The sequence below is a fragment of the Citrobacter telavivensis genome, assembly GCF_041807075.1.
Taxonomy (GTDB): Bacteria; Pseudomonadota; Gammaproteobacteria; order Enterobacterales; family Enterobacteriaceae; genus Citrobacter_A; species Citrobacter_A telavivensis.
Genome location: NZ_JBGUBF010000001.1, coordinates 2,062,282 through 2,088,781, shown reverse-complemented (window position 1 = coordinate 2,088,781; position 26,500 = coordinate 2,062,282). Strand labels below are relative to the sequence as shown.

Here is a 26,500-nt window from a genome sequence, read left to right as displayed (position 1 = left end):
TTCATCACCACCTCCACTTAAGGATGAGGAATACCGTTATATCCAATATTATCCTCGCTATTACTGCTCCAGTCGGGGTTAGTTCCCATAGCCCACAGTTTTATCGGTTTTGGCGGCGTAACCTTTGGTCTGGTTATTGGGCGAGGCTTGCCATATAAATTAACTCGCACTGGTGAATCTAATGCCTTTAAGGGTGTGCACAGTTGCCATTCTTCTTTTATCTTATTTTCTGTTTTCGATTTTTGTTTTTCATTTTGACCATCACCTCCAGTTTTATAACTTATATCTGCCATAAACTCGAATGTGCCTTTAATACCATCGTGGTAGAACGCCAGATCCAGTCCGTTATCGTGAGGATCGCATTCAACTCCGGCTTTTGCCTCTATAGAAGCACTCGTCTTCGCCGTCAGTTGCACAACAAATACTTCTGCCTCAAACGTTGCGCTTACCGCACCTTTTAACCCCAGATAACTCTGATTTTTTTTAGGGATATTAAAATCCCATGACTTATCTTTTACTGCATAGACTGCACCAAGGTTGAGATTAATACCCGCTGAAATTTCGATATAGCATTCAACACTAGTTCCATGCTTACTGAGATATTCGCGGCATCTGTTTACCAGTGTTTCAACCTTACAGTATGCACATATAAATGAAATAATATCAAATTTAAATTTCGCTTCCAGAAATGGTTTCCCAAATAAGCCATAAAAATGACAGGGGCCATCCTTAATATCTATATATTGATAGGCATATGAAATGCCCAGTTTGACGGGTTCTATTTTGGTACTGAATAACGTGTATTTGCGTGTATCCTCTTTATTCTCAGGATCTGGCGCAAAATATTTGTTAATGTTTTCAATCAGAGAATCAATCCGTTTTAACTGATCTAGTGTTTTTATCCGTCGTAATTTTTTTATTTCCTCTTCATATTTGTGTGTATATTCAACATTCCCTACTTTCACACCGAACTCAACAGCTAAGGACGTTTTATTTGACCACTCAAATTCTTCAGTAGAGGACGTCCATCCATCCCGGAGTTTATTTTTATTTTGGGGCTTTGTATTATCCATTGCCTCTCTTGCTTTTATTCGTTCATCACGACGTTCTTTGACTGTGCGTTCACGTTTCGACGAAATGATGTCATAACTAAGGCCAGTGGTAAATCGAATTTCAATTGTAGGATAAACATCAATTTCAACATAACGGCCACATTCATAACAGCCGTCTATCATAACCGTATAATGTGCTGGTTCATCAAAAATATTCAGTGGTGTGGTTATCGAACTCAGATATTCCCACGGAGAACGAAAAGCATCAACAACATTTGTTTCACCTTTCTGCCCTTTATAATGCAGCGAGACACTATTGGTATTTCCATCAGTTTTCAGTTTATTATCATGGTTTCCTGACGCTTCTTCTAACCATGCTTCATGCGTCCCACTCCGGATACACTGGCACACGATAGCAATCGTACCATCACAACCATAGCCTTTATCCAGTAAATTAAAATGAACCATACCTTCCTTTGACCAGGTATGTTTCTCCTTATTTGCAGGGAAATCTGTAATGACATCAAGAACACATGGGTCAGGAATGCCACATTCAGCACAAGCCTTCCCGGCAGTTGAAGATGGATAAACCATATATTATCGTCCATTTAGCTGTTTATTGTGGAATAAATCCTAGTTCCCGTAATGCCAGTTTCTGTACCCGGACATGCTCCGGGTATGCCTGGTCCCTGAGTAAATAATGCCATTCATCAGGAATTCTTCTGGTATCACGGATGTTTCCCTTCATAAATATCAGCGTCATCATTCTGACGGAACGATCATCTTCTATATTTAATGACTGGAAAAAAGAGAAATAATCTTCTGCCAGAATTTGGGATGATTCAGCTTTTGATGAATCATCCCATCCTTCTTTTTCTGCATTTTCTTCGATAAATGCGGATAATGTATCAAGATAATTATCCCGTGCCTTTCGTTCCAGTTGGCTATATTGTCTGTAACTCAGAGTCAGTTGTGATGGACATTCTGTCCTTATATTCATGGTTTCAGGGTGACGGACGGAAGAAAAATTATCTTCACGACATTCTTCACCATAACGGGTACTTAGCTGTCTGACGGGTCTGATAAAAGAAAGATGCTGGCGGGGTGTCAGAACTTCCGTTAATACCCATATATTCCGGGGATCATAAAATCGCATGAGAACCGGTTTCTCCTGTTCGGGGATCATAACCCACAGATAACGTCTGAAGTGTTGCTGTAACTCACGCATGGATGACTCAGAAGTCAGATATATTCCCCACGGCGACGCCTTAACATTCAGCCATGCTTCAAGTTCAGGAACGACTTCCACGAGATAAGGGGCCAGCGCGACCAGATCCGGTTGTATGGGTTCTGCATACAGACAGCAGTGTGGGGGATTCACCTCGTTCAGAAAATCTAGCAATCCTTCCTCAACAGCACCATCAACGATGGCATACCGGGTAAGGTCCATTACTGCTCCTCCTTCGGACAATGCGACACGAACATCGAACCACTCCCGGCTGCGGCTTTCAGGATCACCGGACGCATCGGCAGGATCACGTCTCCCGGACTGCCGCCACCATTAAGATTGATTTTTGCGCCCTTAATATCCACACCTCCGGAATGGATCACCACAAATGAACTACCCACCCGCAGGCTGATTTTGCTGTCGCTCTGCAAAACAATATCACCCTGTACACTGATCCCCAGTGCGCCGCTTATCTTCTGTGCCAGATCACCTTTCACTTCCAGCCCCTGATTGCCCTCTGTCAGGCTGACATGGTCTTTGGTGGTTTTGTGGTCCTGTTTACCTTCAACCGTCACCTTCCTGTCGTTGGCTACGACCAGGGATTCATCATGACCAATGCTGACAGTCCGGTCATAGTTGACACGTTCATCCTTACTGTTCAGTACGATGAGCTGCATATTTTTCTGTGCGTGCAGATAAACTTCTTCCTGGTTTGTCGCATCGTCAAAACGCAGCTCATTAAACCCGCTGCCCTTGTAGGTCTTCGACCGGATGGTCATCTGGGTTCTGGTACCCGGCAGACTTCCCGGTGAACGGTTATCCTGGTGGTAGGTACGGCCCATCACTATCGGCTGGTCCGGGTCGCCGTTGAGGAAGTCCACGATGACTTCCTGGCCCACACGCGGTATCGCCAGGTTACCGAAGCCGGTTCCGGCCCACGCCTGCGACACCCGCACCCAGCAGGAGCTGTCCTCGTTCCCCGGACTGTAACGGTCCCAGTGAAAACGCACCCGCACCCGGCCATGCTCGTCGCAGAAGATTTCTTCCCCCGCCGGGCCGGTAACGATGGCGCTCTGCGGGCCGTCCACGCAGGGCTTGGGCAGGGGAGGGACGCGCCAGGTTCTGTCCGCCGGAATGATGCTGAACTGGTTAGACAGCGTGGTGCCTTTACCCTGACTGCCGTGCAGCGCCTGCGGCTGGTCGCCCGTCAGGACGCTGCTCACCACCTGCCATTCCCGGTTCAGCGTGTCAGAGGGATGTCCGGTCAGGGTGAAGCGTTTTCCCGGCCATAACCGGGGGGAGTTGCTGCAACCTGTCGCGGTCTCTGCATTATTCCGCCAGCCGTCCATCTGATAGCGGGCAAAAGCCTGCCCGTGCTGCTCGTCCTTGAAGCGTCCCGGATAATCGAAGATTTCATACTGCGTGAGCTGGCCGTTCAGGTTTTCACCGTCGCGGTTGTAATAGCCAGGCCAGCCCGGTGTTTTGAAGGTGTAGTCCTGGGTCTCGACGGAAGAAGGCCGTATCTGCGCCTGATAGCGGAACTGACTGATGCATTCCGTGGAGACCCCGGTCGTGGTGTTCGGGTTAAACGGCATCTTTCCCGACGACGACACCCCGGCGACATCGTCGCAGAGCACCAGCTTCTGCCCCGGCCCTTCCGGCGCGTGCCAGTCAAAAAAGAAGATACCTTCCTCTGACCATAGTCGCGTCAGGAATGCGAGGTCGGTTTCACCGTACTGAACGCAGAACTCGCGTGCAGGATGGGGTTCATAGAACACAGGAGTCCATCCGGTGACGCCATTTTCAGTGAGCAGGGTGGAGGAGATGGTCCGGATATCCTGCTGCTGGAAGATGCGGAAGTTCTGGCGCAGGCCACCGCGCCAGAGTGGAGGGACGATGGTGAGATGGTAGCGCATCTGCCAGTGGTTATTTTCACCCAGGGTGACTTCACTGACGATGCCACTGACATAACGCTGCGCCACGGTGCCCTGCCAGACAGTCAGTACGGCATTTTTTTCGAGAAAGTCGGTCGCCACCAGGTCAGGAAGGCCGCTGGCGATATCCACCTTAAGCCGGAAGGGGGTTGAGTAATGCTGAGCCAGACGAAAACTCACCACCGCGGTGGTCATTTCCATCAGACCGTCAACTTCCAGTGTAAAACGCAGTCCTTTTAAAGACACTGATACCTCCCTGGTTCAGATAAAACTTATCTTATGGGAACCGACACCGTGGCGGAGAGGAGAACAGGCCCGATCGCGTAATTCCGGAAAAACGATAAGCATGGTTACTGCATGAAATGGAATACTCCCTTTTTGCATTATTTTTTTTGACTGATATCAATAGGGTGAGTCAACATGCAGAATATTTACTAAGCACTGATTGCATATTGTTCATTGTATTTTTTGTTTGGATGTTTTTATTTTTTGATATTCATTTTGTGATTGAATTTAACGATGTCCCTGCTTTATTGCCTTTTTATTTGTTATTTTTTTTGCCACGCAACCATTACTTTAAAATCTATTTCAGGGGGCTGGGTTGTTTTCTCAGCCATACACAACTGCACTGGGCGGCATGAAACTGATCAACGCCGTGCAGGATGTCTATCTCGATAGCAAAGTGACGATTGCCTGATGTCACACAGTCCTCTCCCACTGAGGGAGAGGACTGTCTACGATGACTTCAGCGAAGTAAAGGACAATCCGGCGGTAACCGACACCGCAAGGCGGCGGGCAGAATTTCGATATGAAATTCCTGTCCGCTCAACGGTTCGCCGTCCAGATTAAAGGTGATGTCATGTGGGGCCCGGATAGCAAACCAGGCGGAGGCACCATCGATGATATTGGGATTCTCCTCCTGCGGTTTCAGGGTGGAAAACAGCGCGGGGAGGATCTCTTCACCGGTAAAAATCCGCAGTTGCAGCAGACCGTCGTTGATCAACGCATTCGGGCACAACTGCTGTCCGCCGCCAGCCTGACGTCCATTACCAATTCCAATCACCAGCGCGTCACCCTGCCAGTGGAAGTTTTCGCCACGGATTTCGCAGCGATCTGGCTTAAGCGTATCCATGCGCATCAGGCCGTGAATGATGTATGACACGCCGCCCAGCGCGGCTTTCAGTTTTTCCGGTGTCTCAGTGGTGATACGTGTGCCAAAGCCGCCGGTGGCCATATTGATAAAACAGGTTTTATCGTTGACCTGCGCCATATCAATCTCAATGGCGTTGCCGACAATCGCCAGCTTCAGCGCCTTATCCAGCTCAACAGGGATCCCAACGCTGGTGGCAAAATCGTTGGCGGTGCCCAGCGGCAGGATGCCGAGTGCCGGAATATCGGGACCCTCACAGTGAATCAGGGCTGTCGACACCTCGTTAATCGTGCCGTCACCACCGCCCGCGATCACCGTTTCAACGCCCAGATGACGGGCTTCTTCAACATAACGTTCAGCATCGCCTTTTTCCCAGGTGACGCGAACGTGAATCTCAACCCCTTCGTCGCGGAGCAGCCCAATGGCTTCTCGTAGTACGGGGTTATCTGCACTTTTACCATTCAGAATCAATACGCTGGACGGGAAATGATCCATTCCTTTTTTGCCTGTTTGTTTTTGAAAGACTTGAAGAAAGTGTATAGCAGAAACGAAAGGAGGAGGTCAGAACAGGACTAAAATACGCACACAATATACTATTTTTGCAAACTAAATCGCGGTACAGAAAGGCGGCAAATGAACGAATCCCTGGGAGCATAGAATTACTATGTGACCAGGGGGAGTGAGTGCAGCCAACGCATCAGTACCGCGATTCAGGCAGCAAAAAAAATAAGCCTGCGTAAGGGAGATTACGCAGGCTAAGGAGGTGGTTCCTGGTACAGCTAGCATTTATGGGTTATGTTTTTCAGCGAAATGGATAATACCCTTAAAGAACGAAGCGGTATGTGATCGGTTTCTAAGATTCATCCTGGCGTGAAAAAATAACCCTGATTAACTATTTGGCGTGCGGATTACGCGTCGATTCGCCGGAGAAATTACGCATTAACAGCGCATAATCCAGCATCAGATCCTGCGGAACAGGGATCCATACGGTATAACCGTCACCAGGTGCTACCGGCATCGGCTCGCCTTTGGCGTTTTCCATCTGCGCTAACGTGAAGTTAACGTTGCCCTGCGGGGTCATCAGTTCCAGACTGTCGCCAACGGAGAATTTGTTCTTCACCGCCACGGCGGCGAGGTCGCCTTTCCGCTCACCGGTAAACTCGCCCACGAACTGCTGACGCTCGGAAACCGAGTAACCATATTCGTAGTTTTGATAATCGTCATGGGTGTGGCGACGCAGGAAACCTTCGGTGTAGCCACGATGCGCCAGGCCTTCCAGCGTTTCCAGCAACTGTGGATCAAACGGTTTGCCGGCAGCGGCGTCGTCAATTGCTTTACGATAAACCTGTGCGGTACGCGCGCAGTAGTAGAAGGATTTGGTACGGCCTTCGATTTTCAGCGAATGCACGCCCATCTGTGTCAGGCGTTCAACGTGGGCGATGGCGCGCAGATCTTTCGAGTTCATGATGTAGGTGCCGTGCTCGTCTTCGAACGCGGTCATGTATTCACCCGGACGCTGGGCCTCTTCAATCATAAACACTTTATCGGTTGGCGCACCGATACCCAGCGTCGGCTCCACATTTTGTACCGGGATCGGCTCGTATTTGTGAACGATGTTACCGACCACATCTTCTTTGCCTTCCTGCACGTTGTATTCCCAACGGCAGGCATTGGTGCAGGTGCCCTGGTTTGGGTCGCGCTTATTGATATAGCCAGAGAGCAGGCAGCGGCCAGAGTAGGCCATGCACAGCGCGCCGTGAACGAAGATCTCAATCTCCATCTCCGGCACCTGATTGCGGATCTCTTCAATCTCTTCCAGCGACAGCTCGCGAGACAGAATCACGCGGGTCAGTCCCATCGAGTGCCAGAATTTTACCGTGGCCCAGTTAACGGCGTTGGCCTGGACGGAGAGATGAATCGGCATCTCCGGGAAGTTTTCACGCACCAGCATGATGAGCCCCGGGTCAGACATGATCAGAGCATCCGGACCCATTTCCACCACCGGCTTCAAATCGCGGATAAAGGTTTTCAGCTTCGCGTTATGTGGCGCGATATTCACTACCACGTAGAATTTTTTACCCAGCTCATGGGCTTCATTAATGCCGAGCTGCAGATTCTCGTGATTGAATTCGTTATTGCGCACGCGCAGAGAGTAACGTGGCTGGCCCGCATAGACGGCATCTGCGCCATAGGCGAAAGCGTAACGCATATTTTTCAGCGTTCCCGCCGGGGAAAGGAGTTCCGGTTTAAACATAATTTTCTCGTTCTGATGACAGGTCAGATCCGCTTCACCTGATGAAGCGGCTAGAGGAGAGTCCTCACTTTAAGGGCGGGCATTGTAGCGCTGCGGGGCAGGGAGGTAAAGGAAAACGCCTGGCCCGATAAGTGTTGCGTTATCGGGCCGCAATTTGTGCTACAGCCTCAGGCAATCCGGCATGCGTCCGCTTCCCAGCGATACCCGACGCCATACACCGCGCGGATAAATGACTGCTCTTCGTCGAGCGCTTCCAGCTTGCGACGCAGGTTTTTGATGTGGCTGTCGATGGTGCGATCCGTCACCACGCGGTAATCATCGTAGAGATGATTCAGCAACTGTTCGCGGGAAAACACTTTTCCCGGCTCGTGAGACAGGGTTTTGAGCAAGCGGAATTCCGCAGGCGTCAGGTCAAGCATTTTACCGCGCCAGGAGGCCTGGAAGCGGCTTTCATCGACGACAAGCGGGCTTTCAGCGTCCAGTTGCTGCAGTTCACGCTGTGGCTTGCAGCGGCGCAGAATGGTCTTCACGCGGGCGACCACTTCACGCGGACTGTAAGGCTTGCAGATATAATCATCCGCGCCGATTTCGAGCCCCAGCAGGCGGTCTATCTCCTCAATTTTGGCGGTGACCATCACAATAGGCACTTCGGAGAAGCGGCGGATCTCTCGACACAGGGTCAGGCCGTCGGTACCCGGCAGCATCAGGTCCAGCAGGATCAGATCCGGCGGGGTCTGGCGCACATAAGGCAGAACCCGATCGCCATGGCTAATCAGCGTCGGGGCATAGCTTGCGGCACGCAGATAGTCGATAAGTAACTGTCCCAGCTTGGGTTCATCTTCCACAATCAGGATGCGTGGTGTGTTTTCATCAATGGGTAACTCAGTCATACGTCTCTCTGTAAATCGCGTTCCAGCGGTAACTCTACTGTAATGCTAACCCCGCCAAAAGGCGAATGGGCTGCGTGGATGTGACCATTATGTGCGTCGACGATGTTGACGCAAATTGCCAGCCCCAGACCGGAGCCTCCGCTGGCGCGGTTGCGTGAACCTTCGGTGCGGTAGAATCGCTCAAACAGTCTCTGAAGCTGATCGTCACTGACCCCCGGCGCGGAGTCGGCAAAGGTGATCAGGACGCGTTTGTCTCGCTGTTCTGCGCTGATGCGCAATCCGCCGCCGCTGTCTGTGTAACGAAGGCTGTTTTCCAGCAGGTTGTTGAATAGCTGCATCAGGCGATCGCGATCGCCGAACACGGTCACGCTATCGGGCAGGGAAAACTCTAACGTCAGCCCACGACTGGCAAAACGTTCACGGAATGCGCCACCAGCCACTTCCAGTAGCGGGATTAAATCGACGGAGGTTTTTTGATAGGCCAGCGCGCCTTCGTCAGACATCGAAAGCTGGTGCAAATCGTCGACCAGTTTGGTCAGCGTACCCACTTCTGCCTGTAACGAGGCTACCGATTCCGGCGTGAATTTTCGCACCCCATCCTGAATCGCCTCCAGTTCACCGCGCAGGACCGCCAGCGGTGTGCGCAGCTCGTGCGAGATATCGGCCATAAAGTCACGACGCATCTGCTGATTCTTTTCCAGCGTACTGGCGAGCTGGTTGAAGTCCTGCGCCAGTTTGCCCAGTTCATCGGCGCTGGTGGCGGTCACACGGGTGGTGAAATCCCCCGCAGCCAGTTTGTGCGTGCCTTCAACCAGACGTTTGACCGGGGCCAGCAGTCCGCGCGCGAGTGGAAAGGTTGCCAGCGCCGCCAGCAACGTCGAGAGCGCGACGATAAGCCAACTGGTACGCCGCTGCTGTCTATCGAAATTGATGTCGGTGTTACGCGTCAGGCGTTCGACGGGGGAGGCGATCACCGCGCCGACCTCAAGGCCGTTCACCAGAATGGGACGCCGCGTGCCGTCTTTGGGAACCGGGCCGCGCGGGCCGACCATCACATGGGCATCCTGGTCCACCACCCAGAACTGCGTACGCCAGCCGTGCGGCGGCATACCGGGCCCCTGTTTGTCATCGTCGTTGTCATGTTCAAATGAGCGGAGGATCTGGAACACAAAGCGTTCATTATTGCGCAGAAAGCGCCAGTTGCCGTGCAACTGGTACTGTTCGCCCAACGCGTCGCTGAGCATGGTCAGGCGCTGTTCGTTGCCGTTCTTAATGTAATCAATGAACCCTCGCTCGAAGCTGATGCGCACCGCCCAATGCATACTGATCAACAGTACGATGCAGGTGGCGAAAATCGCCAGAAACAGTTTGCCGGTAATACCGGGTCGCCAGAGCTTCATCAGGTTCTCCTTTTACGTCGCGCAATGACGACATTTTTGTGGGTATCATTCGGGACGCGAGCAAAGATCACGGCAGGTAAGGCGATGATAAAAGCCATACACAGCCAGGTGTACATAAAGACGGTATGGGATGTTCCGCTATCGACCGTCATGTGCTGCTGCCCGAACATCCCCAGCAGCAACCCGGCGACGGTAACGCCGATACTCATCGAGAGCTGCATAATCATCGACAACAGGCTGTTCCCGCTGCTGGCCAACTCATCCGGCAGATCTTTCAGGGTCAGGGTGTTCATGGAGGAGAAACGCGTCGAGTTAACCATGCCCTGAACAAACAGCACCAGCGGCAGCAGGTAATACCAGCCAAGCAGGGCGGTGGACATAAACAGCAGGGTGACCACCGATAGCCCAAGCGTGGTGGTCACCAGCACCCGCCGATAGCCAAAGCGGTTAACCACCTGCACGACAATCCGTTTCATGCCCATACTGCCGAGCACCATGGGGATCATCATCAACCCGGCGTGAAACGGGGAGAAGCCAAGACCGATTTGCAAAAAGACCGGCGTCATAAAGGGCAACATGCCGCTGCCGACGCGCCCGGCGAAACTGCCGAACAGCCCCAGCGAGAAGGTCGGCGTGCGAAACAGGTGGAGGCTGAACAGCGCCCGCGGATTACCTTTGGCATGTACCAAATAGAATAAAATGGCCGCCACACCGCACGCCACCAGCGCGCCGAGGGCGAGTGGCGAAATCCCCATTCCCTTGCTGCCGTCCAGCGCGATGGTCAGGACCGCCATCCCTGCCGCCAGCAGCAGAAAACCCGAGAGGTCAAAGCGCCGGGTTTGCATGGTGTAGTTGGGCATCAGCATCAGCGTGGCGATAGCACCAATGATTCCGACCGGGAGATTGATCAGGAAAATCCAGTGCCAGGAGGCGTATTCCACGAGGATCCCGCCCAGTGCCGGGCCGAGCAGCGGACCAATCTGGCCCGGCAGTGTGACAAACGTCATCGCCGCCATGTACTGCTCACGCGGGACAATTTTCATCACCGTCAGCCTACCGACCGGCACCATCATGGCTCCGCCGATGCCTTGCAACACCCGCGCCATGACCAGTTCATTCAGCGTGCTGGAGCCCGCGCAGAACAGCGAGCCCAGGGTAAACAGCACAATGGCGGTGAAGAAAATGTTCCGCACGCCGATTTTGTCCGCCAGCCAACCGCTGGCAGGGAGCATGACCGCCACGGTCAGCACATACGAGACCACGACCATGTGCATATGCAACGGGCTTTCCCCGAGGCTTTTTGCCATCGAGGGAAGCGCGGTATTGACGATGGTGGTATCCAGCGACTGCATAAAAAAGCCGAATGCCACAATCCACAGTTGCCAGCGGGTGCTGTTGGGAAGTTCTGTCATGTCTCTGTTATCGGTTTACGGTGTTTACGCGAAAAACGCAGCCGCAGACGGTCGAAAAAGAGGTACACCACTGGAGTGGTGTAAAGCGTTAACAACTGGCTCATCACCAGACCGCCGACGATGGTAATCCCCAGCGGCTGGCGTAGTTCAGAACCGTCGCCGCCGGAAAGCACCAGCGGCAGCGCGCCAAACAGCGCGGCCAGCGTGGTCATCATAATCGGACGAAAACGCAGCAGACAGGCCTGGAAAATCGCCTGCTCCGGGGTGAGGTTGCCATGCCTTTGCGCTTCCAGCGCAAAATCGACCATCATGATGGCGTTTTTCTTCACGATGCCAATTAATAGCATGATCCCTATCAGGGCGATTAGGCTGAACGGGGCATCGAAAATCTCCAGCGCCAGCAGCGCGCCCACCCCAGCCGAGGGAAGGGTGGAGAGGATGGTCAGCGGATGAACGTAACTTTCATACAACATGCCGAGCACAATATAGACCGTGGCAATCGCGGCAATGATCAGGATAACCTGGGAATTCATCGTTTCCTGGAAAACCTGCGCGGTACCGGCAAAACTGCCGCGCACGGTGGACGGTACGCCAAGCTGGGTCATCGCCCGATGAATGGCATCACTGGCTTCTGACAGCGAGGATCCCGTTGGCAGGTTGAAGGATACGGTGGACGCCGCCGACAGGCCCTGATGATTCACCGACAGCGGCGCGTTCGCCGGTTGCCATTTGGCAAACCAGGAGAGCGGAATCGCTTTGCCGTCGCTGTTAATGACGTACATTTTCTCCAGCGCGCTGATGTCCTGGGTGTAGCGTGGATCGACTTCCATCACCACTTTATACTGGTTCATCGGCTGATAGATGGTGGAGATTTGCCGCTGACCAAAGGCGTTGTTCAACAGGCTGTTAGCCGCTTGCACGTCAATGCCCAGTCGCGACATGGTTTCACGATCGTAGATGAGATTCATCTCCGCCCCGTTGTCCTGTTGATCGGAATTGACGTCCGCCAGTTGGGGGAGAGCGGCTAAGGCTTTACGAATCTTCGGTTCCCATTCGCGCAGCGCGGCCAGATCGTCTGACAGCAGCGTGTACTGGTAGCTGGCATTGGACTGGCGTCCGCCGACGCGAATATCCTGTACCGCCATCAGGAACAGATTGGCGCCTGGCACTTTTGCCAGTTTCATCCGCAGGCGGTCAATCACCTGTTGCGCGGTCTCCCGACGTTCATCGCGGGACTTAAGGGTGATGAACATCATCCCGCTGTTGACCCGTGAGCCGCCGGTAAATCCGGTGACATTATCCACCGCCGGGTCGTCGCGAATGATCTTCATAAAGTCCTGAAGCTTGCCGCGCATCGCCTGGAACGAGATGCTCTGATCGGCCTGAATCCCGCCCATCAGTACGCCGGTGTCCTGCTCCGGGAAGAAAGTTTTCGGGATCGAAATGTAGAGCCAGATATTCAGCGCAATGGTGCTGAGTAGCACCACGCCGACCAGTCGCGTATGGTTGAGCACCCATTTCAACGACTTACCGTAGCCCTGTTGCAGCGCGACCAGCATGCGGCCAAATCCGCGCAGCCGCTTCTGCTCCCGCGGCTGGCTGGATTTCAGCATCCAGCCGCACATCATCGGGGTGAGCGTGAGCGACACCAGCAGTGAAATACCAATTGCCACCGACAGCGTGACGGCAAATTCACGCAGTAATCGCCCCGGCAGCCCGCCCATCAGCAGTAACGGCAGGAACACGGCGACCAGCGACAGGCTCATGGACAGCACGGTAAAGCCGACTTCACGCGTCCCCTGAAGCGCGGCCTGCAAGGGGTTCATTCCGGCTTCCAGATGGCGCGAGATATTTTCCAGCACCACGATGGCATCATCGACCACAAATCCGGTGGCGATGGTTAGCGCCATCAGCGACAGGTTATTGAGGCTGAACCCACACAGATACATCGCGGCAAAGGTGCCAATTAACGAAACCGGAACCGCCACGGCAGGGATCAGCGTGGCGCGTCCGGAGCGCAGGAATAAAAAGACCACCAGAATGACCAGCGCCACAGAAATGATCAGCGTTTGTTCGACCTCTTCCAGTGAAGCGCGGATGGTTGGCGAGCGGTCCTGGGCGATTTGCATATCAATCGAGGCCGGGATGGTGGACTGCAATTCCGGGAGTCTGGCCCGGATGCTGTCGACCGTCTGGATAATGTTGGCTTCCGGCAGCTTGCGGATCATCAGCAAAATCGCCGGTTTGGCGTTGGTCATCCCGGCGTTGCGTACATCCTGCACCGAATCCGTCACCGTGGCGACATCGCCCAGCCGTACGGCACCGCCATTGTTATAGTGAATAATCAGAGGCTGATATTCCGCCGCCGTTTTGAGTTCGTCATTGGTCTGGATCTGCCAGCGATGCGTGGTATCTTCCAGCGCGCCCTGCGGCTTGCGCACGTTAGCGTTGCTGATGGTCGTGCGCACGTCATCCAGCGAGACGCCCTGGTTAAACAGCGCCTGCGGATTCAACCCAACGCGCACGGCGGGCAGCGAACTCCCCCCCACATCAACATCGCCGACGCCATCGATTTGCGCGATGGTCTGCGCCAGTTGGGTTGAGGCGAAGTCGTACAGCTCACCCTGTGAATACGTTTCTGATGTCAGCGTCAGAATCATAATCGGCGCGTCGGACGGGTTCGCCTTGCGGTAGGTGGGACGGCTTGGCATCCCGCTTGGCAGCAGACTTTGCGCAGCGTTAATCGCCGCTTGTACATCCCGCGCCGCGCCGTTGATATCGCGATCGAAGTTAAACTGCAGAATGATGCGCGTGCTGCCCAGCGAACTGCTCGAGGTCATCTCACTGACCCCGGCAATGCGGCCCAGCGAGCGCTCCAGCGGCGTGGCTACGGATGACGCCATCGTCTCTGGTGAGGCACCCGGCAGCGACGCGCTGACCATGATCACCGGAAAATCGACCTGCGGCAGCGGGGCGACGGGCAACAGTCTAAAGCCCAGCACGCCGCACAGGGTGATGGCGAGGGAGATTAAAATCGTCGCCACCGGACGGTAAATGAAGAGGGCGAAAAACCTCATTTACGCCTCCTCTTTCCGGTGAGAGAAGCGGTTTTTCATATACAGCGACAGGCGGTCAAACAGCAGATAGATAACCGGGGTGGTGAAAAGCGTCAGAACCTGGCTGACCAGTAAGCCGCCTACCATGCCGATCCCCAGCGGACGGCGCAGTTCCGCCCCCACACCCGTACTCAGCATCAGCGGCAGGGCGCCCAGCAGTGCCGCCAGTGTGGTCATCAGGATCGGACGAAAGCGCAGCAGACAGGCCTGGAAAATCGCTTCGCGCGGCGCCATCCCCTGTTCGCGCTCAGCGGCAAGGGCAAAGTCGATCATCATGATGGCGTTCTTCTTCACGATGCCGATCAGCAAAATAATGCCGATGATGGCGATAACGCCCAGTTCGCTACCGGCAATCATCAGCGCCAGCAGCGCCCCGACTCCCGCCGTGGGCAGCGTTGAGAGAATGGTGATCGGATGAATAAAGCTTTCATACAGCACGCCGAGCACGATATACATCGCCACCACCGCCGCAACAATCAGCCAGATAGTGCTGCTTAGCGCTGCCTGGAAGGCGAGGGTGCTGCCCTGGAACTGAGTGGTGATATCTACCGGCAGATTCAGCGTTTTTTCGGCGTCCAGAATCGACTGGACCGCATCACCCAGCGAATAACCGTCCGGGACGTTAAACGAGATGGTGGTGACCGGGAACTGATCCAGATGATTGACTGAGAGCGGCGCAAAGCGCTGCTCTACTTTAGCGATGGCGCTGAGCGGTACCATGCCGCCGTCGCTGCTGGTCAGACGGATTGAATCCAGCGCCGCCAGCCCAGGCGTGTTTTCGGTATCGTGTTCCAGCACCACGCGATACTGATTCGCCTGGGTGTAGATAGTGGAAATCAGGCGCTGACCGAAGGCGTTATACAGCGCGTTATCGACATCCGCCATGCTGATCCCCAGCCGACTGGCGCTGTCGCGATCGACATTCACATACGCTACCAGGCCCTGGTCCTGCCAGTCGCTGCTGACGTCAGAAAGCTGCGGTAACGCCTGCAGTTTTTCCATCAACTGCGGCACCCACGTGCTGAGGGCATCCAGCGAGGTGGCCTGTAGCGTGAACTGATACTGCGTGCGACTCACCTGGGTATCAATCGTCAGATCCTGCGTCGGTTGCAGATACAGATCGACGCCCGGCACTCTTGCCACCGCGTCCTGCAAACGGGCGATCACTTTCTGGACGCGGTCGTCACGCTCGTCGAGCGGCTTCAGGTTGATTTGCAGACGCGCGCTGTTCAGCGACGGGTTGGTACCATCGACGCCGACAAAGGAGGTCAGGCTCTCAACCGCCGGATCTTTCAGAATCACGTCCGACACCTGGCGCTGGCGCTGGGCCATACTGGTAAAGGAGCTGGACTGCGGTGCCTGTAGCGTGCCCTGAATGATGCCGTTATCCTGGACAGGGAAGAAGCCTTTCGGAATAAACACCCACAGCATGATGCTTAACAGCAGGGTGCCCAGCGCCACGCTCAGCGTCAGCCACGGATGGTTCAGCACTTTCGCCAGCCAGTGTCCGTAGCCCGCAATCACGCGGTCAAACATTTTTTCCGACGCGCGGGAGAAGCGGTTTTGCTTACGCAATGACTCCTGGCTCAGCATTCTGGCGCACATCATCGGCGTCAGGGTTAACGACACCACGGCGGAGATTAAAATCGCCACCGCCAGTGTCACGGCAAATTCGCGGAACAGGCGCCCCACAATATCGCCCATGAACAATAGCGGGATCAGGACCGCAATCAGCGAGAAGGTTAACGAAATAATGGTAAAGCCGATTTCGCCAGCCCCTTTCAGCGCGGCCGTCAGCGGTTTTTCCCCTTTTTCGATGTAACGCGAAATGTTTTCGATAACCACGATCGCATCATCCACCACAAAGCCAGTGGCAATGGTTAGCGCCATTAGCGTCAGATTGTTGATGGAGAAATCGAGAAACACCATCACCGCAAAGGTCCCGATCAGCGACAGCGGGACGGCGACGCCAGGAATAATGGTGGCGGGAATATTGCGCAGGAACAGATAGATGATCATCACGACCAGCGCGATGGCCAGCATTAACTCGAACTGGGTGTCGCTCACCGAGGCGCGGATATTGGTGGTGCGATCGGACAGTACCGTTACGTTCACCGACTTCGGCAGGCTCTCTTTGAGCTGTGGCAGCATCTGATGAATGCTGTCTGCCGTTGAGATGATGTTAGCGCCAGGCTGGCGCTGGACGTTCATCACTATGGCCTGTTCTTTGTTTGCCCATGCGCCAAGCCAGCTGTTTTCCGCCCCTTGTTCAACGGTGGCGACGTCGCCAAGACGAACCGGCGCACCGTTTTGATAAGCAATGATAAGCTGGCGGTATTCGTCGGCGGACTGCATCTGATCGTTTGCCGAGAGCGTGACCGCCCGGGTGGGGCCATCGAGGCTGCCTTTGGCGGAGTTGACGTTCGCCCCGGTAATCGCCGTACGGACGGTTTCGCTGGTCAGGCCCAGCGCGGCAATGGCCTGCGCATTGAGCTTCACGCGGACCGCCGGGCGTTGACCGCCGGAGAGCGTCACTAACCCGACGCCGGAGACCTGAGAGATCTTCTGCGCTACGCGGGTTTCTACCATGTCTTCCACCTGAGTCATTGGCATGGCGGTGGACGTCACCGCCAGCGTCATGATCGGCGGATCGGCAGGGTTGACTTTACTGTAGACCGGCGGGTTTGGCAGGTCGCTCGGCAGCAGATTGGTGGCGGCGTTAATGGCCGCCTGAACTTCCTGCTCGGCCACATCCAGCGGCAGAGTCAACTGGAACTGGAGGGTCACCACCGATGCGCCGCCGGAGCTTTGCGACGACATCTGTTTCAGACCAGACATCTGACCAAACTGCCGTTCCAGCGGCGCGGTAACCGCAGAGGTCATCACGTCCGGGCTGGCGCCAGGATACAGCGTTACCACCTGAATGGTGGGGTAGTCCACCTCTGGCAGCGCAGAGACGGGCAGGAAACGATAGCCAATGATCCCGGCGAGAAGAATTGCCACCATCAGCAGCGTGGTGGCGACAGGACGCATAATAAACAGGCGCGACGGGCCGCCTGTGCTGCTCGGAGGTAACACCTGCATCAGGAGCGTGCTCCTTTCTTACCGTAGTCGCGGCTGGTGGCTTTTGCATCGGTTGTGGTGGCGGTCTGTGCTTCCACCACTTCCACCTTCGCCCCTTCCGTCAGGCGGTCAATCCCATCGGTAACGACGCGGTCGCCTGCCGAAATCCCGGCGCTGATCACCACCCTCTGGCTGTCCTGAATGCCCGTTTTAACCAGATGCTTACTGACCTTATTTTCATCGTTCAGCACCCAGACGAAGTGACCCTCGTTGCCCATTTGCAGGGCGGCGGTCGGGATCACCACGGCGTTTTGTTCAGTGTCGACCAGCATCCGGGCATTGACAAACTGGTTCGGGAACAGCGCGTCATCCTGATTATCAAAGCGAGCCTTCACTTTAATCGTTCCGGTGGTGGCATCGATCTGGTTATCCAGACTCAGCAGCACACCCGCGCTGAGCTTTTTCGAGTTGGTCCGATCCCAGGCTTCAACCACCAGCGGCTGTCCGCTTTTTTGTGCCTGTACCACGGTGGCGATATCGCTTTCTGGCAGGGTGAACACCAGATCGATGGGATGCGTCTGGGTGATCACCACAATGCCGGTGGTATCACCGCTGGAAATCTGATTGCCGACATCGACCTGTTTCAGACCGACACGACCATCGACCGGCGCGGTGATGCGGCTCCAGTCGAGTTGCAGTTGCGCGCTGGCGACGCTGGCCTCATCGGCCTTAATCGTGCCCTCGGATTCGCTCACCAGCGCCTGCTGGGCATCCAGCTCCTGGCGGGAGACTAAATTGCTTTTGACCAGTTGTTGGTAACGGGCCAGATCGCGCCGCGCGTTGGCGAGGGTGGCTTTGTCTTTCGCCAGGACGCCCTGCGCCTGTGCCAGCGCCACTTTAAACTGGCTGGGATCGATCTCCGCCAGCAGGTCACCGGCTTTAACCTGTTGTCCTTCCTGAAAATGAAGCGCCAGCAGTTGTCCATCCACGCGGCTACGCACGGTGACGGTGTTGGCAGCGGTAATCGTGCCCAGTCCGGTGAGATAGCGTGGAACAGCCTGCTCCGTGGCGGTCGCGGCCTGAACCGGCGCGAGTGGGCCCGAGCGCATGCCGCGACGACCTGCGCCAGCCGTTGGCTTCGCTTGCCCGGTTGCGCCGGGCGCTGTGCTCTGCGGTTCACTACGGTTCTGCCAGAACCAGAATGCGGCGATGGCGGCGATGACCACTACGATGGCGATCGTCCAGCGGGATTTGTTACTGCCTTTCATCGTTATGAGTTTCTCATCCTGAAACGTTTCACGGAATGATACTAGTTTAGTCAGCCATCAAGGGAGAAAAATGGAGGAATTATGAAACCCGGTACGGATTCATCCGAATGGCGGCGCGCTTTGCGAGGCGCTACGCAGCAATCATCGTCGAATAAAACGTATGTAAAATTGTGCGCTACAGTGGCGGCACGGCAAAAAGGAGGTAAGCCACGGATTTCAGCAGGATGCTGGAACGGGAAAGCCCCTCCCGAGGAAGGGGCCAAAATAAGGAAAGGGTTATGATGAGGCTAGTCATCATACTGGTGATACTCTTAGTGATCAGTTTCCACACTTACTAAGACACCAGGGGGAGGGGTAACCCTCCCTTGCCCTCACTCCTGACGTTAAGCCACACAAACAGGAATGTCAATCCATCCGCATTCAGCATGCGAGGCGTTTAGCGGAATACCACCTCAGCCCAGCGGGCCAGACCGGCGGTGACGGAACCGAAGTCATCGCCTCCGGCAACGGGAATGCCCGGCAGTTTGGCGGTCAGCGCTTTTTTGATCAGCGGCGAGCGGGCGCTACCGCCGGTCAGATAGATGACCTCCGGTTTTTCCTGGGCGTTATCCAGCGCCAGTTGCACCTGTTCCAGAATTCGGGTGAGCGGCTGCTCCAGCGCGCTCTCCAGTCCCTGTTGACTAATAACGGTCGCCAGATCGTCACGGATAAACGGGAGCGTTGCGTTTATCTCGGGCTGGGCGGACAGTGCAATTTTGCCTTCTTCAGCGCGGCGAACCAGACGATAGCCGAGACGCTGACGCCAGACTTTCAGCAGCAGCGCCACCTGTTCCGGTTCGCGGGCATCGCGCACCAGGTCGTTCAGCAGGCGGCCCGTGGCGCTGCTGTAGAAATCACTTTGCGCCGGAACATCGTTGATAGCCACCGCATTCCACCAGGGCAGTACTGGCAGGGCGATCCCTTTTTCCGTTTCGCCTCCCATTCCGAGCAGCGGCATCAGGTGTTTAAACGCCAGCGCGATATCCAGATCGTTCCCGCCAACACGACAGCCGCTGTGCCCGAGCAGGCTGGACTCGCGGTCGGCGCGGTGATGCCACTGCGGCCCCATCAGCAATAGCGAACAGTCGGTGGTACCACCGCCGATGTCTACCACCAGGACGCGTTTTTCCTCCTGCAATGTCGCTTCGTAGTCCAGCCCCGCCGCGACGGGCTCATACTGGAAAACGACATCCTGGAATCCGGCTCGTTTTGCCGCACGCTCCAGAATGCCCTGCGCCTGGCGGTTTGCTTCATCGCCGCCTAATCCCTGGAAGTTAATAGGACGTCCAATGACCGCCTGGGTGATGGTTTCAGGGAGCTGGTTTTGCGCCTGTTGACGGATATGCAGCATCATTGCGCAGACTAAATCTTCAAACAGCGCGACCTGCTGCGGCTTCAGCCCGCTGGCGCCGAGGAAGGATTTCGGCGATTTAACAAAGTACACCTCTTCCGGGTCGTCAATATAGTGCCCAAGCGATGACAGGCCAAACTGTACGCTGCTGGCGTGAACGTCAATGTCCTCGTCGCGATTAAAACGAATGGCCCGGCGCAGCAGCGCCTGCGTTTCATTGTCCGGTGTCGGCACATCATGATGGCGGTAGAGCCATTCGCTCACCGATTCACGCGTCGGCGCGCAAAGCATGGAGGGCAGCAGCGTGCTGCCGTTTTCCATTTTCAGCAGTTGCGGCTTGCCGTCGCGCATGACGGCGACAGAGCAGTTAGCGGTACCGTAATCAAATCCAATAAACACCTTAGAAATCCCCATGCCAGTGAAGAAGGGGCGTGACTTTAGCGAAATGTCGTCGTCGCGACAACTGGAATATGAAAGCAAAGCACAACGCCTGAATAGCGTTTATGCTGAAGGTTTGCAGAAAAAGGAGAAGATGATGTTTACCCTGAGCTGGCAGCCGCCGTATGACTGGTCATGGATTTTAGGTTTTCTTGCCGCTCGTGCGGTCAGCGGCGTGGAAACGGTAGAGGCGTTACGCTACACGCGGAGTCTGGCAATAGGTCAGCACACGGGAATCATCACCGTCGTTCCCGACACGGTAACTCACACGCTTCAGGTCACGCTGAGCGAAGGGCTGCTGCCGGTCGCGGATATCTGTCTTGAAAAAATGGAACGACTCTTCGACCTGCGCTGTAAACCGCAGCAGATAGGGCATGTTTTAGGTGAACTGGGCGCGGCGCGTCCGGGGCTGCGCCTGCCGGGTTCGGTGGACGCCTTTGAGCAGGGTGTTCGCGCGATTCTGGGTCAACTGGTGAGTGTGGCGATGGCGGCAAAGCTGACGTCGAAAGTCGCACGTTTATATGGCGACGTGTTAGCGGACGCACCGCAGTACGTCTGCTTTCCGACCCCTGAACGGTTAGCCGCAGCCGATCCGCTGGAGTTGAAAACGTTGGGTATGCCGCTGATGCGCGCCAACGCGCTCATCCATCTGGCGCAGGTCGCGCGGGATGGAACACTGATAACCCAGCCGCCGGAAGATATCGAACAGGGGATTAAAACGTTACAGGAATTTCCGGGAATAGGCCGCTGGACAGCAAGCTATTTTGCCCTGCGCGGCTGGCAGGCGAAGGATGTGTTTTTGCCTGACGACTATCTGATCAAGCAGCGTTTTCCGGGGATGACCCCCGCGCAAATCCGTCGCTATGCGGAGCGCTGGAAACCCTGGCGCTCCTACGCGTTATTACATATCTGGTATACCGAGGGATGGCAGCCGTCAGTTGATCGCGAAATAACTGGTATTGAGTAGCAGATCCAGCGGCTGCGCTTCGGCGATGATGTCGCCATAAATCTGATCGACACCAATGCCCGATAGCGTATCCATGACGATCGGCGTTTGCACCGGCCCGGCGATGGTTTTAATGCCCAGACGCTGGGCGTGACCCTGAATAATCGACACCAGCATTTCATCCATCATATTGCCGTGAATGCTGGTACTCAGCTCACTGTCGAGCAGCAGGTAATCCGCCATGCTTTTGGTCATCAGATTGAAGATCTGCAGATCGCGGCCAATCTGACTCACAATAATGTGACAACCTGCCTGACGTAATTTCTGGAGTGCCGAGGCGCTCTCCTGCGGATGCAGCAACAGCGCTTCTGCAGGCACCATCAGATGCAGCAGGCGTCCCGGCAGGGTGCTCTGCTCCAGTTGATCCAGGATCTCATCGATAAGCGTTGCGCTGGTCAACCCGGCAGCGGAAAGGGGCAGGGCGACGCTGAATCCTTTACTGGCAACCGCCGGAGCCGCATGATGAAAAAACTCATGGAGTACGCGGCGATCTAACGCATGGTTGAGCGCCGGATCGGCTAAGCTGGCCCGGAAGGCCTGTTCTTCCATGACTTCCCCTTCGCTGGTCCACAGGCGCAGCGAGATCAGCCAGAAATTGCTCGCTTCGGGAATGCGCGGGGACGCCACGCTGCGGGCGACCATCAGCAAATGGTTATCTTTAATCATCCGCCACTGCTCATCCAGCGACATCATCGCGCGCTCGTGATGCGCCAGTTCCTGCTGTGGTTCATACACGGTCACCTGACCACGTCCGCCATTTTTAGAGGCATAACAGGCGATATCCGCCTGCGACATTACCTCAACCGCCTGACAGTTGTTTTCGTCGATAAGCGTAATCCCGGCGCTGGCGCCAATGCGGTGCAGGCGGCCCTCCCACATAAAGTGGTAATCGTTGACGGCGTTAATGATCCGCGTGGCGATAAAGCGCGCGCTTTCAATATTACACTCCGGCAGCAGCAGTCCGAACTCATCGCCACCCAACCGCGCCAGCACGTCGCTGGAACGCAACATGCTAAGCATCAGTTGCGCCAGTTCGCGCAGCAGCGCATCACCCGCCGCGTGACCGGCGCTGTCGTTCACCGCTTTAAAGCGATCAAGATCGATAAAGACCAGTGCGTGACGCTGATGCGAATTGCGCTCGGTTTGCAGCAGTTGCTTCAGTTTGTTTTCAAAACTGGCCCGGTTGGTCAGGTGGGTGAGGGCGTCGTGGGTGGCGCTGTAGCTCAGTTGGCGCAGCATCTTGCGCGACTCGGTGACGTCCTGAATCACCAGCACCGAACCGATATTGCCGCCATCCAGCGTGCTGAGTGGGGTAATGCTGTAGTGAATATCGTAACTGCCGCCGTTGCGACAATGGAGAACCACATCCTGTTCGATGGCGGAACGGGACATATCGGCGCTGTAGATGTTCTCCATCAACGGACCGTTATCACCAAAGGTGATCCGCAACACCGTCAACAGCGGGATGCCAATGGCATTCTCCTGCTGCCAGCCGCTCATCTTCTCAGCGACCGGGTTCATAAAGGTGACCTTCATGTCGACATCAATACACACCACCGCTTCCCCGATGGAGTCCAGCGTGATGTGCAGACGCTCTTTTTCCTGAAACAGCGCTTCATTCAACTGCTTCACTTCCGTCATGTCCATATTGATGCCGAGTAGTCGTTCGACTTCGCCATCTTTATTTAACACCCGATTCGCCAGCGAGCGGATATGGCGGATGCCATCGTTGACCGCAATCCGGAATTCCAGCTTAAAGGGCAGGCGCGCGGCTAATGAGTCGCGAATCACCTTTTCCGTATACTCGCGATCTTCCGGGAGCACACAATCGTACCAGAGCGACCAGGTAGGCTTAACGTGGGCGGGGACATCGTACAGTTCGAACATGCGCTTATCCCAACTGATGACGTCGGGTTGCAGTTCCCACTCCCAGATCCCGATGCCGCCGGCTTCATTGGCCAGCGTGATGCGTTCCATCAGCCGTTTGTTGACCCATTCGGTATGTTTGAGATCGTTGATGTCTTCGATTTGGGCAATAAAGTAAAGCGGCGTGCCATCAGGATGGCGGACCAGCGAAACGGCCAGCAGCGCCCAGACGACCTCGCCTGCGCGGGTGTAATAGCGTTTCTCCATTGAATAGCTATTAATGTCGCCGCACACCAGCATCGTGAGTTGTTCCAGATCGTTATCCAGATCTTCCGGCCAGGTGAGTTGCTGAAAGGTCAGTGAGCGTAATTCATCCTGGCTATAGCCAAGAAACTGACATAACGCTTTGTTGGCCTGCAGCCATTGCCCTTCCGTACCAACCAGCGCCATGCCGATCGCCGAGTACTCCATCGCGTTGCGAAAACGCTCTTCGCTTTCCGTAATGTGCTTACGTTCGGCGCGAAAAGCATACATCACCATGGTCATGATGTTCGCCGGTAAGAGAATCATTAAGAACGGCAGCCACGGCAGGTTGTTCATCACATGCACTTTGGGGGTGGTCAGCAGCGACGGATCGGATGCCATCATCATTGACACCATCATGACGGTGGCGAGAAAAATGAGAAATGCCTCCATCCGCGGTAAGCGCACGGCGCTCCACATCAGTAACACGATCACTAATGTGAAGGGCCATGGAACATACTTCATGGCGAACCAGCTCAGGACTAAGGTCACCGTCAGCGTCAGCAGCGTCTCAAGGAGCAGGCGCGGATCGCGGTGGCGCAGCAGGTAGTGCGGTTTGAACAATAAGCCCAACGGCACCAGCGCCAGGGCACCAATGGATTCCGACAGGACCCAAATCAGAAACGCTTTCAGCGGCGTTTCGTGCGCAGACAACATCCAGACCAGAATTCCGCCCAACAACGGCGGGATAACCGCACTGCCGAAGGCGAGACGTAGCCAGTCATTGAGATTCTGTAATGGGTTGTACCAGGGGAGCAGCTTACGCAATAGCATTGCGCCGACGGCGGCTTCAATGATGTTGATCGCCGTGTAGGTAAAATTCAGCGCGCTGGGGGGAAACAGGACCAGCGATGCGCCAATGCTCCCCAGCGAGCAGGCAAGCGCAATGCCCGGCCACATGCGCCCGGCATGACGGTAAAAGGCCACCATCATGATAGACGTCGGGAACCAGAGCGGGGCGAGCTGGGTACCAAACTGTGATAATTCCAGCGAGAAAAGGGTAAAAATAAAAGCCGTCAGCCCTAAACTGACGACGCGCAGCAGAGGATGCGGCAAGGTAACTAAAACATGTTGGAATTGTTTACTCATTACCCTGTATCCGAGTGTCCGGAACGTCGCGGAACGCCCGGACGCATCGTAGTAATCTCTGTTTATGCTAGTACAAACAATTTACAATTTATATCCCAGTTGCTCATAATTTGACATTATATGGCGATTAATTACTGCGAAATCGGGTTAATTCCGCGAGTTGCTCCAAATCTGAACAAATAAATTTGCGACAGGGAATCATTGGGGGCTAAATACGCTCCCTGCTATCTCGACTGGTATCGTCCGGCTGAAATCCCTATAATTGCCGCGTTTGACGCCCGTGCGGCGTCGTCCTTCCTAACCAGGTTATTCAGGTCGCTAAATTTATGACTGATCAGTCTCATCAGTGCGTCATTATCGGTATCGCTGGCGCATCGGCTTCCGGCAAGAGTCTTATTGCCAGTACCCTTTATCGCGAGTTGCGTGAACAAGTCGGTGACGAACATATCGGCGTTATTCCCGAAGACAGCTATTACAAAGATCAAAGCCATCTGTCGATGGAAGAACGCGTCAAAACCAACTACGACCATCCGAACGCGATGGATCACAGTCTGCTGTTTCAGCACCTGCAGGCCCTTAAACGGGGTTCGGCGATCGAGTTGCCGGTTTACAGCTATGTTGAACATACCCGCATGAAAGAGACGGTTCGCGTTGAACCCAAGAAAGTCATCATTCTTGAAGGGATTTTGCTACTGACCGACGCGCGCCTGCGTGAAGAGATGAACTTCTCCATTTTTGTCGATACCCCGCTGGACATCTGTCTGATGCGCCGTATCAAACGTGATGTTAATGAACGCGGTCGTTCGATGGATTCCGTGATGGCGCAGTATCAGAAGACCGTGCGTCCGATGTTCCTGCAATTTATTGAACCGTCTAAACAGTACGCTGATATTATCGTGCCGCGTGGTGGGAAAAATCGCATCGCCATCGATATTCTGAAAGCGAAAATCAGTCAGTTCTTTGAATAAGCCCGGCGAATTGTGTACCGTTCAGTGATAACCTGGTTTGCCCTTAATGCACAATGCGTTAAGTACCCGATGCACGAAAGGAGAAAGTGCCATGCGTCTGTGTGACCGAGATATTGAAGCCTGGCTTGATGAAGGCCGTTTGTCGATCAACCCGCGTCCGCCCGTTGAGCGCATTAATGGTGCGACGGTGGATGTGCGCCTGGGCAATAAATTTCGTACATTTAGTGGACATACCGCTGCTTTTATCGATCTCAGCGGGCCAAAAGCGGAAGTGAGCGCCGCGCTGGATCGCGTGATGAGCGACGAGATCGTACTGGCTGAAGGTGACGCATTTTACCTGCATCCGGGTGAACTGGCACTGGCGGTGACCTATGAGTCGGTGACTTTGCCGGCGGATCTGGTGGGTTGGCTGGATGGCCGCTCTTCACTGGCGCGCCTCGGTTTGATGGTCCATGTGACCGCGCACCGTATCGATCCGGGCTGGTCCGGCTGTATTGTGCTGGAATTCTATAATTCCGGTAAATTACCGTTGGCGCTGCGCCCGGGAATGCTGATCGGCGCGTTGAGCTTCGAGCCGCTTTCGGGGCCTGCGCTTCGACCTTACAACCGTCGTGAAGATGCGAAGTATCGCGATCAGCAGGGTGCTGTCGCCAGCCGGATTGATAAAGACTGA

At 54.9% G+C, this 26,500-nt stretch carries 17 protein-coding genes; 4 read left to right on the top strand and 13 right to left on the bottom strand.

The window, feature by feature from the left end; genetic code table 11:
* Positions 1–17: 17 nt before the first annotated feature.
* The 11 genes from ACERJC_RS09985 to ACERJC_RS09935 all read right to left on the bottom strand — a co-directional run bounded on the left by ACERJC_RS09985 (position 18) and on the right by ACERJC_RS09935 (position 18,767).
* Positions 18–1,646: a hypothetical protein gene (locus tag ACERJC_RS09985; RefSeq protein WP_373671573.1), complete on the bottom strand. Its 1,629-nt coding sequence runs from the start codon at positions 1,644–1,646 to the stop codon at positions 18–20.
* Positions 1,647–1,668: 22 nt separating this feature from the next.
* On the bottom strand, positions 1,669–2,502 hold the full coding sequence (locus ACERJC_RS09980; protein WP_373671572.1) for a DUF4123 domain-containing protein: 834 nt from the start codon (positions 2,500–2,502) through the stop codon (positions 1,669–1,671).
* Positions 2,502–4,460, bottom strand: coding sequence for a type VI secretion system Vgr family protein (locus ACERJC_RS09975; protein ID WP_373671571.1), 1,959 nt, complete (start codon positions 4,458–4,460; stop codon positions 2,502–2,504). The genes ACERJC_RS09980 and ACERJC_RS09975 overlap by 1 nt, the downstream gene beginning before the upstream one ends.
* A 499-nt stretch (positions 4,461–4,959) precedes the next feature.
* Positions 4,960–5,859, bottom strand: a complete 900-nt coding sequence (gene yegS / locus ACERJC_RS09970; protein ID WP_373671570.1) for a lipid kinase YegS — start codon at positions 5,857–5,859, stop codon at positions 4,960–4,962.
* Between the two features lie 397 nt (positions 5,860–6,256).
* Positions 6,257–7,618, bottom strand: a complete 1,362-nt coding sequence (gene trhP, locus ACERJC_RS09965; protein WP_152403657.1) for a prephenate-dependent tRNA uridine(34) hydroxylase TrhP — start codon at positions 7,616–7,618, stop codon at positions 6,257–6,259.
* Positions 7,619–7,785: 167 nt separating this feature from the next.
* Positions 7,786–8,508, bottom strand: a complete 723-nt coding sequence (baeR, locus tag ACERJC_RS09960; protein ID WP_152403659.1) for an envelope stress response regulator BaeR — start codon at positions 8,506–8,508, stop codon at positions 7,786–7,788.
* Complete coding sequence (gene baeS / locus ACERJC_RS09955) at positions 8,505–9,908, bottom strand: envelope stress sensor histidine kinase BaeS (RefSeq protein WP_373671569.1); 1,404 nt, start codon at positions 9,906–9,908, stop codon at positions 8,505–8,507. The genes baeR and baeS overlap by 4 nt, the downstream gene beginning before the upstream one ends.
* Positions 9,908–11,320, bottom strand: coding sequence for an MFS transporter (locus ACERJC_RS09950; protein ID WP_152403663.1), 1,413 nt, complete (start codon positions 11,318–11,320; stop codon positions 9,908–9,910). The genes baeS and ACERJC_RS09950 overlap by 1 nt, the downstream gene beginning before the upstream one ends.
* On the bottom strand, positions 11,317–14,397 hold the full coding sequence (gene mdtC, locus ACERJC_RS09945; RefSeq protein WP_373671568.1) for a multidrug efflux RND transporter permease subunit MdtC: 3,081 nt from the start codon (positions 14,395–14,397) through the stop codon (positions 11,317–11,319). The genes ACERJC_RS09950 and mdtC overlap by 4 nt, the downstream gene beginning before the upstream one ends.
* Positions 14,398–17,520, bottom strand: coding sequence for a multidrug efflux RND transporter permease subunit MdtB (gene mdtB / locus ACERJC_RS09940; protein ID WP_373671567.1), 3,123 nt, complete (start codon positions 17,518–17,520; stop codon positions 14,398–14,400).
* Complete coding sequence (locus ACERJC_RS09935; RefSeq protein WP_286633666.1) at positions 17,520–18,767, bottom strand: MdtA/MuxA family multidrug efflux RND transporter periplasmic adaptor subunit; 1,248 nt, start codon at positions 18,765–18,767, stop codon at positions 17,520–17,522. The genes mdtB and ACERJC_RS09935 overlap by 1 nt, the downstream gene beginning before the upstream one ends.
* A 224-nt stretch (positions 18,768–18,991) precedes the next feature.
* On the opposite strand from ACERJC_RS09935, the gene ACERJC_RS09930 reads away from it, so the two are divergent.
* Positions 18,992–19,105: a type I toxin-antitoxin system Ibs family toxin gene (locus ACERJC_RS09930; RefSeq protein ID WP_152403671.1), complete on the top strand. Its 114-nt coding sequence runs from the start codon at positions 18,992–18,994 to the stop codon at positions 19,103–19,105.
* 98 nt (positions 19,106–19,203) lie between these two features.
* Here ACERJC_RS09930 and yegD read toward each other — a convergent pair whose 3' ends face one another.
* A complete protein-coding gene (gene yegD, locus ACERJC_RS09925; RefSeq protein WP_373671566.1) occupies positions 19,204–20,556 on the bottom strand; it encodes a molecular chaperone in 1,353 nt (450 codons plus the stop codon).
* Between the two features lie 136 nt (positions 20,557–20,692).
* Here yegD and alkA point away from each other — a divergent pair, with 136 nt between their 5' ends.
* Positions 20,693–21,562 carry a DNA-3-methyladenine glycosylase 2 gene (gene alkA, locus ACERJC_RS09920; protein WP_373671696.1) on the top strand — a complete coding sequence of 290 codons (870 nt, stop codon included), beginning with the start codon at positions 20,693–20,695 and terminating at the stop codon, positions 21,560–21,562.
* On the opposite strand, the gene ACERJC_RS09915 is transcribed toward alkA, so the two are convergent.
* Entirely contained in the window at positions 21,530–24,859 is a 3,330-nt protein-coding gene (locus ACERJC_RS09915) for a diguanylate cyclase (RefSeq protein ID WP_373671565.1), read from the bottom strand. The two genes, alkA and ACERJC_RS09915, sit on opposite strands and share 33 nt — an antisense overlap.
* Positions 24,860–25,185: 326 nt before the next feature.
* On the opposite strand from ACERJC_RS09915, the gene udk reads away from it, so the two are divergent.
* Complete coding sequence (udk, locus tag ACERJC_RS09910) at positions 25,186–25,827, top strand: uridine kinase (protein ID WP_042318055.1); 642 nt, start codon at positions 25,186–25,188, stop codon at positions 25,825–25,827.
* 91 nt (positions 25,828–25,918) lie between these two features.
* Complete coding sequence (dcd, locus tag ACERJC_RS09905; protein ID WP_043000174.1) at positions 25,919–26,500, top strand: dCTP deaminase; 582 nt, start codon at positions 25,919–25,921, stop codon at positions 26,498–26,500.

Excerpts from the sequence above, each read along its gene's own strand:
- ACERJC_RS09985 (WP_373671573.1), bottom strand. The coding sequence starts at position 1,646 with ATGGTTTATCCATCTTCAACTGCCGGGAAGGCTTGTGCTGAATGTGGC.
- ACERJC_RS09980 (WP_373671572.1), bottom strand. The coding sequence starts at position 2,502 with ATGGACCTTACCCGGTATGCCATCGTTGATGGTGCTGTTGAGGAAGGA.
- yegS (WP_373671570.1), bottom strand. The coding sequence starts at position 5,859 with ATGGATCATTTCCCGTCCAGCGTATTGATTCTGAATGGTAAAAGTGCA.
- trhP (WP_152403657.1), bottom strand. The coding sequence starts at position 7,618 with ATGTTTAAACCGGAACTCCTTTCCCCGGCGGGAACGCTGAAAAATATG.
- baeR (WP_152403659.1), bottom strand. The coding sequence starts at position 8,508 with ATGACTGAGTTACCCATTGATGAAAACACACCACGCATCCTGATTGTG.
- baeS (WP_373671569.1), bottom strand. The coding sequence starts at position 9,908 with ATGAAGCTCTGGCGACCCGGTATTACCGGCAAACTGTTTCTGGCGATT.
- ACERJC_RS09950 (WP_152403663.1), bottom strand. The coding sequence starts at position 11,320 with ATGACAGAACTTCCCAACAGCACCCGCTGGCAACTGTGGATTGTGGCA.
- mdtC (WP_373671568.1), bottom strand. The coding sequence starts at position 14,397 with ATGAGGTTTTTCGCCCTCTTCATTTACCGTCCGGTGGCGACGATTTTA.
- mdtB (WP_373671567.1), bottom strand. The coding sequence starts at position 17,520 with ATGCAGGTGTTACCTCCGAGCAGCACAGGCGGCCCGTCGCGCCTGTTT.
- ACERJC_RS09935 (WP_286633666.1), bottom strand. The coding sequence starts at position 18,767 with ATGAAAGGCAGTAACAAATCCCGCTGGACGATCGCCATCGTAGTGGTC.
- ACERJC_RS09930 (WP_152403671.1), top strand. The coding sequence starts at position 18,992 with ATGCTGGAACGGGAAAGCCCCTCCCGAGGAAGGGGCCAAAATAAGGAA.
- alkA (WP_373671696.1), top strand. The coding sequence starts at position 20,693 with ATGTTTACCCTGAGCTGGCAGCCGCCGTATGACTGGTCATGGATTTTA.
- ACERJC_RS09915 (WP_373671565.1), bottom strand. The coding sequence starts at position 24,859 with ATGAGTAAACAATTCCAACATGTTTTAGTTACCTTGCCGCATCCTCTG.
- udk (WP_042318055.1), top strand. The coding sequence starts at position 25,186 with ATGACTGATCAGTCTCATCAGTGCGTCATTATCGGTATCGCTGGCGCA.
- dcd (WP_043000174.1), top strand. The coding sequence starts at position 25,919 with ATGCGTCTGTGTGACCGAGATATTGAAGCCTGGCTTGATGAAGGCCGT.